The sequence below is a fragment of the Sediminibacterium sp. genome (genome assembly GCF_019264485.1).
In the GTDB taxonomy this organism is placed as follows: domain Bacteria; phylum Bacteroidota; class Bacteroidia; order Chitinophagales; family Chitinophagaceae; genus Sediminibacterium.
Genome location: NZ_JAHVAA010000004.1, coordinates 1 through 12,210, shown reverse-complemented (window position 1 = coordinate 12,210; position 12,210 = coordinate 1). Strand labels below are relative to the sequence as shown.

Genomic DNA, 12,210 nt, shown 5'->3' with positions numbered 1-12,210 from the left:
AAAACTCACTACTTGATACTCATTTAACAGAACGCAGATTATCATGACAATCATGATAATCTGCGTTTTTGTTGGAGATGCAGTGTAAAAAGTACAATATACTCACTGCTCGCTACTGACTACTCACTCAGTTTCCCCGGTTTTCGTTAATTTTCAGTCTCATTAATCCCCCGGACAACCTTTGATACTTCTCCGTCATATTCCATTTCTGCGTGCTGTATTATGGCATAGTTTAACGGCATTTGGCGGGCCACAGGGGCATATGGGTATGATGATGAAAACCTTTGTACACCAGCGCAGAGATGTTACCGAAACAGAACTGATGGAATACAATGCTTTCTGCCAGTTATTACCCGGGGCCTCCTCTACACAAACACTTACACTGATTGGTTATAAAAGAGGGGGTATACCGCTGGCCGTTCTTACCCTGCTCATCTGGATTACACCCGCCTGTGTACTGATGGGTGGACTTTCTTTTTTGCTGGAATATTTTAACAGCAAGTCAATCCGTCCCGATTTCTTTGTGTTTATTCAGCCCATGGCCATCGGGTTTATTGCCTATTCTACCTATCGCATTTTTGGGCTGGCAGTACACAATACCATTACAAGGGTAATTATGGCAGTAGCATCGCTGGCTACTTTTTTATTATTCAAAACCCCCTGGATATTCCCTGTACTGATTGTGGCGGCAGGTATTGCCACCAATTTCAGTGATAAAAGAATTCCGGAGAAAGATCAGCCAAGAAAAAAAATAAAATGGGGTAATATTCTCATCTTCTTTGTTCTTTTTGGTATTGCCGGTTATATATCGGAAACGGCCACCCGACAGAACTGGGAAAACAGAAAAGCCATTAACCTGTTTGAAAACGCCTATCGTTTTGGCAGCCTTGTTTTTGGTGGTGGCGATGTAATGATGCCACTGATGTACGAACAATATGTAACCCGCCCCGAATCGAAACGAATACAGGAAACAGGAAGAGAGGTACTGAAAATGTCGAAAGAAGATTTTCTTACCGGTTCGGGAATGGTAAGGGCCATTCCGGGTCCGGTTTTTTCTATTGGTGCCTTTACCGGAGGAATGGTATTGAGAGATGAAGGTGCCTGGTGGCAGTTGATGGGTTGTATTATTGGTGCCATTGCCATTTTTCTGCCCAGTGCCCTGTTGGTACTTTTTTTCTTTCCGGTATGGCATAACCTGAAGAGGTATGTGGTAATATTCCGGTCGCTGGAAGGTATTAATGCAGCAGTAGTAGGTATTATGGCCGGTGCCACTTTTTACCTGATGAAAGACACATTCCTGATTGCCCTTTTTGAGGGTCGTTATATTGCTTTTCTCGATATCCTCATTATTGCCCTTACCTTTTTCCTTCTGCAATTAAAGCGTATACCGGCACCAGTGATTGTATTGGGATGTTTGGTGCTGGGGTATCTGGTGCATTAGGGGAGAAGCTGCGAGCTATGAGCCACTAGCTTCTAGCTTCTAGCTTCTAGCTTCTAGCTTCTAGCTTCTAGCTTCTAGCTTCTAGCTTCTAGCTTCTAGCTTCTAGCTTCTAGCTTCTAGACAAAAAAGGAATGCAAGATAGATTAGATTGCTTAGTTAATTGACGGTTGATTCTCTAATGCTAATAGCTAATTGCTAATAGCCAGTAGCTAGCAGCCAGTAGCTCACAGCTAGCAGCTTTCTAAAAAAACCGTATATTAGACCATGGTCACATTAGCAATCTACAACCTCAAGGGTGGAGTGGGAAAGACTGCCGCATCCATCAACCTGGCATATTTATTTGCCAAAGAAGGATATAAGACATTGGTATGGGATCTTGATCCACAAGGTTCTTCCTCCTTTTACCTGGGAGCCAGTGCCACTGTAAAGAATGAGTCGCGGAAACTGCTCAACAGCGAGATGGAGCTGGCAGATGCCATCCAGTCTACCGCCTATGAGAACCTCGATATTATTCCGGCAGATATTTCGGCCAGACATGCCGATATATTGCTGAATGAAATGAAACAGTCGCGCAGAAAACTCCTATCGCTGCTGGCATCTCTTAAAAAAGACTACGATATAGTAATACTGGATAGTCCGCCCGGTATTTCTGTTTTGCATGAAGCTGTTTTTGTGGCGGCAGATTGGGTACTGATGCCCAATATTCCTACCACATTATCCATTCGTTCCTATGAAACGGTGGATGGTTATTTCAAGGACAACGACCTTGACCGCAGTAAGATCAAATGTTTCTTCAGCATGGTGGATCACCGGAAAAACCTGCATCATGAAGTGATGAATGAATTTTATAAAGACAAATTTTTCCTGAAAAGTTATATTCCATACCTCAGCGATGTAGAAAAAATGGGTGTGCATGCAGCACCGCTTGAAACCTTTGCAGGCAGCAGTTATGCGGCACAATGTTACCGCGACCTATGGAAAGAAATCAGGAAAACCTGTATCGAATAACACCTCTCTGCGTAAACTCCCTGCTCTCTTGTTCTCTGCGGTGAACAGCAATAGTTATTCACCGCAGAGAACGAGAGAAAACGAAGTTTACGCAGGGCTTTAACATTTAACCTGTGGATTATGGAAAGACATTTATCATCCTGGTATAGTCCTGCCCTTGGAAAAGAAATGCCCATTGCATCTTATGGACACTATGGTTTTGCGTTATTGCTCATACCTACTGCGGCAGCCGATTACCTGGAGTATGAACGGTTTCAGTTGATTGATGCGCTGGCGCCTTATATCAACAGTGGTAAACTGCGGGTATTCAGTATCGACAGTATGAATAAGGAGAGCTGGATGAACAATGAGATGGAACCTTCACACAAAGCCATCCGTCATAACCAGTTTAATGAGTATGTTTTTAATGAAGTAATCCCCTTTATTCGCAACAACACGAGTGCTGAAACCATGATTTATACCTGTGGGGCTTCTTTTGGTGCCTTGCATGCGATGAATTTATTTTTAAAGCGTCCCGATATCATCAATGGCGCCATCAGTATGAGTGGTGTATATGATTTAACAGAATACACCAAGGGTTTCTGGGATGAACAGGTATTTTATAACAGCCCCGAACATTATATACCTACGCTGAATGATGCCTGGTACCTCGAAAAAATAAAAGCCAGTCATCATATTCATATTTATACAGGAAGTGGTTCTTATGAAGACCCCAATGCCTCTAAACGGTTTGCGGGTATATTATACAATAAAGGTATCTGGTACGATCTTGATGTATGGGGTGCCGATATCAATCACGACTGGCCCACCTGGCGAACCATGCTGCCTTATATAATTGATGTGAAGTTTTGAGGGTAGTCCATAGTTAATAGTCAATAGCCAATAGTAAAAAAATCCTGCTATGGTCCATGGACTATTAACTATGGACCACTGCCCTGCAAAAACCTCGTTAATTCCTTACAAAATTGAGGCAGTATGCTGTTCCTGTTTTAATATTACAGCTCAATCAACGGGTTTGAAAAAAAAGCTACTGATTCTTTTTTATTGTTTTTCCGCTTGCATTTTTTTGGGTAGCAGAGATTTGTATGCGCAGTTTGTTACCATTTCGGGTAATGTATATGACATAAGCGCCAGAAGACCATTGGAAGCGGTAGCAGTATTGAGTACATCGGGAAGAGGCACTATCACCGATTCATTGGGTCGTTACCTCATCATCGTTCCCAGAACAGATTCTATCTGGTTTTCCATGATTGGAAAGTCGACGATGAAATATCCGGTTGATACCATCATCAATATCGACAATTTCAATGTAATGATTCATGTACGTGCTGCCGATTTACCGGAGGTAAAAGTGCGTAACAACTATTATAAACTTGATTCCATTCAAAACCGGCGCGATTATGCCAAAGTATTTGATTTCAAGAAGCCAACGCTCCGGTTGAGTAATAACCCCAATTATAATCCGGGTGGACTAACCGTAGGGTTCGATTTGGTAGAGATCATCAATATGTTCAGAACCCGGCGTAACAGGAACCTTGAATTTTTACAGAACAGGTTGCTGCAGCAGGAGCAGGATAAATATATTGACCGACGATTCAGCAAGAAGTTTGTACGGGAGGTCACTTTGCTGAATCCGCCGGAAATAGATTCATTCATGAGAAGATACCGGCCCGATTACGAACTCTTAACCCAGATGAATGATCTGGAGCTCGGCTATTACATAAGTAAATGTCACGAACAGTTTAAATCGCTCAGGTATAACTGGAGAGGAGGATTACGCAGAAGAGAAGATTAATCGTTATTAATTATTCAATCTGTTATATGCGCATCTTATATTTTTTTGTTTGCCTTTTCTTTTTGTCAACACAAAGTACAGCACAGGATAAAACAGGCGTGTGGAAAGGTATAGTGGTGTTTGGCGGGTCAGTGCCTTATTTCAATAGTGCCACATTACCCAGCATTGGTAATGAAACGAGGCTTGGCCGTATAAATCCGAATAGCCCTGCCATGGCTATATACCTGAATGGGAATCCTGAATTAGCTACAAAGGCAAAGCTGGAAATGATTGAGGCAGATGAAAGAATGCTTGCACAGCTAACTTCTTACGGACCAGATAATAAACTGGTTACCATGTACCAGTTTTATGTACGACCCACACCCAAAGAGTTTTATAAATATCATTTGCAGGCTAAATCGGTATTGGTGAATGAAACCATCAAGAAAGCAGACCTCTTTGATTTGCGCGGCAGCTTTCTGAATACCGATTCAGGCGTTGTTTTTCAAGGTGTATGGGAAGACCCTTTTGGTAAAAGAAGATTCGGAACCTTTGCTTTTGTTCCATCAACAGAGCCAGTAACGATTAATCCTGAATTATGGCATGGGTTCCTCAAAAAAAGCCGGATCGATGAAACCTCTTTAACACCCGATCGCCAGTTTAAACCTTCACCACTTTTTGATACGATTACTACAAATGCCCCAGCCGTATATGGTAATCTGGTGGACAATGGTTTGATTGATCAGGACACACTTAGCATATGGCTCAATGGTCGCCTGATTGAAGATGATATAGTGCCGGGTAAGAAACCATTTTATTTTCGGATCAACCTGGGTGAGCAGGAGTTGAATCATTTTACTATTCGATGTAAAAGTGAAGGCAAAGAAAAAGGAACAGGCGTACACCTTAATTTACAATTCCTTGACCTCCAAATGAAATATAACCTGGCGCTTTATCAGTACCACCAGGCAGAGTGGGTAATCAGGCGAAAAGATTCGGTGAAAAGCAAATAATTCCCGGCGTAATTGAATCTATGAGCTTTGAGCCGTGAGCTGCGGGCGTTGGAGATTATCTGTTGTATCGAATAGGCCATAAAAAACTCGCAGTTCGTAGCTCATGGCTCACAGCCCAAAAGATAAATACCCTTCATTAATCATAGCCCGGCCATTCATCCCATGAAGCAACAACAGAGCCTATTTAGCTTTATCTTTAGCCGCTATAAATTTTACGCCTTGAAAAGAATGTATCCATTGCTGCTTGCCGGTGTATTTGTGATTTCCTGCAAGAGCAAAAAAGAAGAACCACGTCAGCAAAATAATGGTCCACAGGCAGTGATTGTAGATGTTATCATAGCCGGTAAAAACAATATCTCCAATATTGTAGAAGTAAACGGATCGGTAGTGGCTAATGAAGCAGCCAACCTGCAACCGGAAGTAAGCGGCCGCTTAACTTACCTCAACTTACCCGAAGGAACAAAAGTATCGCAAGGCACTGTGCTGGCACGCATCAACGATGCCGATCTTCAGGCCAACACGCAGAAAATAAAAGTACAACTCGATCTGGCAGAGAAGAACGAAGAGCGATTGAGAAAATTATTATCCATAGGTGGTATCAACCAGGCCGATTATGATGCTGTGCTTAATCAGGTAAATACGTTGAAAGCAGATTTGGATATCCTGAAGGCACAGATCGACAAAACGATTTTAAAAGCACCTTTTACAGGTGTACTTGGTTTGAGAATGATCAGTCCGGGTGCTTATGTTACACCAGCTACTATTCTTGCTACTTTACAACAGATAGACAAGGTTAAAATAGATTTCACTATTCCTGAGGCTTATACAACGCTTATTGCAAAAGGTAAAACAGTGAGTATTAAAACAAACGGAAGGGAGGCAATAAAAAAAGCAGTCATCATTGCAACAGAACCGCAGATAGATGCCACTACCCGTAACCTGAAAGTAAGAGCAGAACTTACCGGTGCCGATATCAACCCCGGAGGTTTTGTAAAAGTATTGATTGAAACAGGCGGACAGAATAGTAGTATTCTTGTTCCAACCAATGCCATCATTCCCGATGCTAAGGCAAAGAAAGTAGTAGTAGTAAAAGATGGCAAGGGAATACTAACGGATATTGTAACCGGCCTGCGTGTAAATGGTATGGCAGAAGTATTGAGTGGCCTGAAAGTGGGCGACAGTATTGCTGTATCGGGTGTATTATTTGTTCGCCCCAATTCACAATTAAAAGTCAGAAGCGTAAAACAGATTGAAGATTTTGCTGGTGCACAACAATAATTACGCTTCCATCTTTTCACTTCTTTAACGTGGCAATACCATGAATATTTCAGAACTATCATTAAAGCGACCTATCCTGGCAACAGTGATGAATATCCTCATCGTATTGTTTGGTGTGGTTGGATATACTTTTTTATCGGTACGCGAATACCCTGCTATCGATCCGCCAATTGTGAATGTACGAACAGCATATGCAGGTGCCAATTCCGATATTGTTGAGAGTCAGATTACAGAACCACTTGAGAAATCAATCAATGGTATACCGGGTATCAGAACCATTACTTCATCCAGCTCAAACGGATCGAGTAATATCACGGTCGAGTTCAATATTAATGAAGACCTTGAAGCGGCTGCCAATGATGTACGTGATAAAGTGAGTCAGGCGGCAAGAAATCTTCCGCAGGATATTGATGCACCACCCGTAGTAAGTAAAGCCGATGCCAACAGCGATTTTATTGTAATGATGGCTGTACAAAGCCGTACCAAAGGACTGCTTGAACTGAGCGATTATGCTGAAAATGTGCTGGTAGAAAGATTACAAACGATTCCGGAAGTAAGTGCCATCAATATATTCGGACAAAAGCGCCCAGCCATGCGTATCTGGATTGATCCGGATAAATTGAATGCTTATAATATTTCATTTGCTGATATCCGCAATGCACTCAACAGGGAGAACGTAGAAATTCCTTCCGGTAAAATTTATGGGGAGAATACGGAGATGACCATCCGTGCACTGGGTCGTCTGCAAACAGAAAAAGATTTTCGTGACCTTATCATTTTTGAAGACGTAAGAGGAATTATTCGTTTGAGTGATCTGGCCAAGGTAGAAATTGGTCCTGAATCTGAAGAGTTCAGTTGGCGATTGAATGGAGTAAACGCAGTAGGTCTGGCCATCATTCCGCAACCCGGAGCCAACTATATTAAAATTGCCGACGAGTTTTATAAAAGAGTAAACGATATCAAAAAAAGCCAGAAAGGCGATTTTGAGATGACCACACTGATTGACCAGACCAAAAATGTACGGAGGTCAATTAAAGAAGTAGAAGAAACATTATTGATCTCATTCAGTCTGGTGGTACTGGTAATCTTTTTCTTCTTCCGCAACTGGCTCATCGCCATCCGCCCATTGATTGATATTCCTATTTCACTGGTGGCCACATTCTTTATTATGTACATCGCAGGATTTTCCGTGAATGTATTAACACTCTTGGGTATTGTACTGGCAACGGGGCTGGTAGTGGATGATGGTATTGTGGTAACAGAAAATATTTTCCGTAAGCTGGAAGGCGGGTTACCCATACGCAAAGCGGCATTGGAAGGAAGTAAGGAAATTTTCTTTGCGGTTATTTCAACTTCCATCACACTTGCTGTGGTATTCTTGCCTGTAATATTCCTCGAAGGATTTGTGGGAAGCCTGTTCCGCGAATTTGGTATTACAGTTGCCGCAGCAGTACTGGTGTCGGCCTTTGTATCATTAACCATTACACCTGTACTGAATGTGTACCTTAATAAAAAAGATGGGGGTCATGGTAAATTCTATGAAATGACGGAACCTTTTTTCCGTGGGATGGAAAATGGATATAAAAGAATGCTCACTGCATTTTTGCGTGTTCGTTGGATGGCATGGGTGATTGTTGCAGCCTGTTTGGGAGGTATTTTCCTGGTAGGAAGTAACCTGCAAAGCGAGCTGGCACCATTGGAAGACAGGAGCAGTATACGTTTCCAGATGTCGGGCCCTGAAGGTGCCAGTTATAGCTATATGGTGGATGTAGGGAATAAGCTGATTGATTATTTATCCGACTCCGTACCTGAAAAAGATTTTGTGTTTGCTGCAGTTCCCGGTTTTGGTGGTGGTGGTGGCGTAAACAGTGGTACAGCCAGGATTGCTTTTATAGACCCTGATAAAAGAAACAGGAGCCAGAGCGAAATAGCGAGGGCCATCAGTAAAAAATTGCCACAGTTTAACAATGCGAGAATATTTCCTGTAGAAGAACAAACCATTTCAGTAGGTCTGGGTTCCAGGGGATCATTACCTGTTCAGTTTATTTTACAGAACCTCGATTTTGAAAAAATAAAAGAAGTCATTCCTAAATTTTTAGATGAGGCAAAAAAAGATAAAACTTTTGCCAACGTAGATGTAAACCTGAAATTCAATAAACCGGAACTACAACTCACTATCGACCGTATAAAGGCAAAAGATTTAGGATTATCTATTTCAGATGTGGCCGATGTGGTATCGAGTGCATTCAGCGGAAGAAGACTGGCATATTTTATCATGAATGGTAAACAGTACCAGGTAATTTCACAGGTTGAATTAAAAGACAGACAGGAGCCCGGCGATATTTCGAACCTTTATGTACGAAACAGCAGGGGAGAAAATATACCACTTACTTCAGTGGTAAAACTGGAAGAAAATTCAAATCCGCCTACACTTTATCATTACAATCGTTTTAAGGCGGCTACTATCTCTGCATCACTTGCAGAAGGTAAAACAATAGGTGATGGTGTAAAAGCCATGCAGGCCATTGGTGATAAATTATTAGACGAAAGCTTCCAGACTGCATTGAGTGGTGCTTCAAGAGATTATGCGGAGAGTTCATCGAATACCACATTTGCATTCGGACTGGCACTGGTACTCATTTACCTCGTACTGGCAGCACAGTTTGAAAGTTTTAAAGATCCTTTTACCATCATGTTAACGGTGCCTTTGGCATTGGCGGGAGCTTTGTTGAGTCTTTGGTTATTTGATCAGACATTGAACATCTTCTCGCAGATCGGTATGATTATGCTCATCGGTCTTGTAACCAAAAATGGTATCCTGATTGTGGAGTTCGCCAACCAGAAGCGGGAATTCGGGCTGAAGAAAAGAGATGCAGTAATTGAAGCATCGGCACAACGTTTGCGTCCGATCCTCATGACCAGTCTGGCAACAGCATTGGGTGCATTGCCCATTGCCCTGAGTATCGGGGCCGCAGCTACCAGCCGTATGCCTTTGGGTATTGTAATTGTGGGAGGCATTATGTTTTCACTCATACTTACCTTATTTGTTATTCCTGCGGTATACACTTTTATCTCCGGTAAACATGAAGCCAAAAAAATTGATATAGCAGACTAAGTATTGAATAACCTGCGAGGAAAAGGATGAAAGCGAAAGTTTTCATCCTTTTTTGTTGATGTGTATGCTGATGGACTATCGTATTTTTGCAGTAGAATCAACAGACCATGAAAAGTTCTATTGCAGATATCAGAAAAGATTATAAACAACATTCATTAAACGAAGCAGATGTTGCCGCAGACCCCTACACACAATTCGATCGTTGGTGGAATGAGGCACTGGCTGCAGAAGTAGACGAAGTAAATGCCATGACACTGGCCACCGCAACAAAATCAGGTGTACCATCGGCCCGCATTGTTTTGCTGAAAGGATATGATAAGAATGGTTTTATCTTCTTCACCAATTATGAAAGTACCAAAGGGAAAGAATTGTTAGATAATCCATATGCGGCACTGGTTTTTTTCTGGAAAGAACTGGAACGGCAGGTAAGAATAGAAGGAAGGGTGGAGAAGATAAGTGCAGCAGAAAGCGATGAATATTTTCATTCGCGCCCGGAGGGTAGTAGAATTGGAGCTTGGTCATCGCCACAGAGTGCCATCATCTCCAACAGAAAAATTATTGAAACCAATGTAGAACAATACACCAAACGTTTTGCGGGTCATGATATTCCAAGACCAGAGCATTGGGGTGGTTACAGGGTAATACCTACTGCTTTTGAATTCTGGCAGGGAAGGAGCAGCAGGTTACATGACAGGTTTCATTATACTCAATTGAATGAAAGCTGGAAAGTAGAAAGACTGGCTCCTTAGTTATCGTTCTACAGAAACCAGTTTAATGAGTTTTGTCTTTGGGTCGAAAAAAAGTTCGATTAACAGATCGTTTTTAGCATATAAAAGATAAGGCGATAAGGCATTATAAAATGGCATAACCCCATTTTTAATCAATTTATCTTTGCCAATCATCTCAATTGCCCGATCAACAGTAACAGTAGAATCAATGATGATCGAACCATCCTGGAAACTGTTGGCATACCGAACCAGGTTGTTTTTTGCAGTTTTTTTATGACTTGATCTTATTTCAATAAAAACCTGATAAATACCAGACTCTTTAGCATAATACTGTATTGAAAGTCCGGATTGTTTAAACCGGTATGACCTTCTTTTTATGTCATTTTCTTCCCGTGTGGCAGGATTGTAAGAGCCAACTATATACCCCAAGCTGCTTTTAGTACCTACTAATGCATCAAGTGTTTCCTTACTGGGTTGCTGACTTATGCCAGAGCCGTTTACAAGGATTTCTTTTTCTTCCAGTGAAAGTTTTACCTGACTGTAAACGATTGTTTGCAAACCTGTAAAAAACAGTATAAGTAAATACTTCATCATCAATATAAAATTCTTATAATTAAATATACTCAAACTCCCGTTCTCCCCTTCTCCCTGTTAATACCTTTTGTAAAAAGTAAATTAAGAATTTGCTTAGACTGTTATTAACAGGGAGAAAGGGAGTTGGGGGAATAAAAAAGAGCGTTTATAAACGCTCTTTCCTTGTATAAGAAGATTGATGATTTATTTTCTGCTCATTGCTTTCTCAGCTGCAGCAACAATAAACGGCGTATCCAGTCCGTATTTGGCGAGCAGTTCATTGGGTTTACCGCTTTCACCAAAAGTATCGTTGGTGCCAATGTATTCAATAGGAACCGGGCAGTTTCTGGCAGCCACCTGTGCTACTGCATCACCCAATCCACCAATAATATTGTGCTCTTCCACCGTAACGGCACATTTTGTTTTGCTGATAGAAGCAATAATTGCTGCTTCATCTAATGGTTTGATGGTATGGATGTTGATCAGCTCTACACTGATGCCTTTTTCTTCCAGTATTCTTCCGGCTTCAATGGCTTTCCATACCATATGGCCGCAGGCGAAAATGGAAATATCAGATCCTTCACTCATTTTCTGCGCCTTACCAATTACAAAATCGCTGCCATCTTCTTTGGTGAAATTGGGCCATTTGGGTCGGCCAAAACGCAGGTATACCGGTCCATGTAGGTCGGCAATGGCTTTGGTGGCAGCTTTGGTCTGGTTAAAATCGCAAGGCACTACAACGGTCATCCCTGGCAACATTTTCATCAATCCAATATCTTCCAGTATCTGGTGAGTGGCACCATCTTCACCTAATGTTAAACCGGCATGTGAGGCACAGATTTTTACATTCTTGTCGCTATAAGCCACACTCTGGCGAATCTGGTCATATACACGACCCGTACTGAAGTTGGCAAAAGTGGTAGTATAAGGAATTTTGCCACCGATGGTTAAACCGGCTGCAATACCAATCATATTGGCCTCAGCAATACCACACTGTATAAAACGGTTCGGGAAATCTTTGATATAAGGTCCGAGTTTAAAAGAGCCGGCGAGGTCGGCTGTTAAAACCACCACAGTCTCATTTTCTTTTCCTAATTCATGGATGCCCTCTCCAAAACCGCCGCGGGTTTCTTTTTCATTGAGCACCTGGATGTCTTTTAGTTTCATACTTATATCTTGTTTTGAAAGTCCTTGCAAAGAAAGGGGATAAAAGTGAGTAGTGAGTAGTCAGTAGTGAGTAAAATGATTACATACTCACTACTGACTACTCACTACTCACT

10 protein-coding genes are annotated in these 12,210 nt (G+C 41.8%); 8 read left to right on the top strand and 2 right to left on the bottom strand.

Features of this window, described 5'->3' with window-relative positions:
- The first annotated feature begins 181 nt into the window (after positions 1 to 181).
- The 8 genes from chrA to pdxH all read left to right on the top strand — a co-directional run bounded on the left by chrA (position 182) and on the right by pdxH (position 10,378).
- On the top strand, positions 182 to 1,441 hold the full coding sequence (gene chrA, locus KXJ59_RS01535) for a chromate efflux transporter (RefSeq protein ID WP_295200374.1): 1,260 nt from the start codon (positions 182 to 184) through the stop codon (positions 1,439 to 1,441).
- Between the two features lie 264 nt (positions 1,442 to 1,705).
- Entirely contained in the window at positions 1,706 to 2,449 is a 744-nt protein-coding gene (locus KXJ59_RS01530; protein WP_295200371.1) for an AAA family ATPase, read from the top strand.
- Positions 2,450 to 2,569: 120 nt separating this feature from the next.
- Complete coding sequence (locus tag KXJ59_RS01525; protein WP_295200369.1) at positions 2,570 to 3,301, top strand: alpha/beta hydrolase-fold protein; 732 nt, start codon at positions 2,570 to 2,572, stop codon at positions 3,299 to 3,301.
- Between the two features lie 163 nt (positions 3,302 to 3,464).
- Positions 3,465 to 4,244 (top strand): hypothetical protein, encoded by a 780-nt coding sequence (locus tag KXJ59_RS01520; RefSeq protein ID WP_295200366.1) that lies wholly within the window; start codon positions 3,465 to 3,467, stop codon positions 4,242 to 4,244.
- Between the two features lie 26 nt (positions 4,245 to 4,270).
- Entirely contained in the window at positions 4,271 to 5,236 is a 966-nt protein-coding gene (locus tag KXJ59_RS01515; protein ID WP_295200363.1) for a hypothetical protein, read from the top strand.
- A 228-nt stretch (positions 5,237 to 5,464) separates the two neighbouring features.
- Positions 5,465 to 6,514 carry an efflux RND transporter periplasmic adaptor subunit gene (locus KXJ59_RS01510; RefSeq protein WP_295200832.1) on the top strand — a complete coding sequence of 350 codons (1,050 nt, stop codon included), beginning with the start codon at positions 5,465 to 5,467 and terminating at the stop codon, positions 6,512 to 6,514.
- Positions 6,515 to 6,554: 40 nt separating this feature from the next.
- On the top strand, positions 6,555 to 9,629 hold the full coding sequence (locus KXJ59_RS01505; protein ID WP_295200361.1) for an efflux RND transporter permease subunit: 3,075 nt from the start codon (positions 6,555 to 6,557) through the stop codon (positions 9,627 to 9,629).
- 107 nt (positions 9,630 to 9,736) lie between these two features.
- Positions 9,737 to 10,378, top strand: coding sequence for a pyridoxamine 5'-phosphate oxidase (gene pdxH / locus KXJ59_RS01500; protein WP_295200360.1), 642 nt, complete (start codon positions 9,737 to 9,739; stop codon positions 10,376 to 10,378).
- On the opposite strand, the gene KXJ59_RS01495 is transcribed toward pdxH, so the two are convergent.
- Both KXJ59_RS01495 and KXJ59_RS01490 read right to left on the bottom strand, forming a co-directional pair.
- Positions 10,379 to 10,951, bottom strand: a complete 573-nt coding sequence (locus KXJ59_RS01495) for a hypothetical protein (RefSeq protein WP_295200358.1) — start codon at positions 10,949 to 10,951, stop codon at positions 10,379 to 10,381.
- 183 nt (positions 10,952 to 11,134) lie between these two features.
- A complete protein-coding gene (locus tag KXJ59_RS01490) occupies positions 11,135 to 12,097 on the bottom strand; it encodes a transketolase family protein (RefSeq protein WP_295200355.1) in 963 nt (320 codons plus the stop codon).
- Between the last annotated feature and the right edge of the window lie 113 nt (positions 12,098 to 12,210).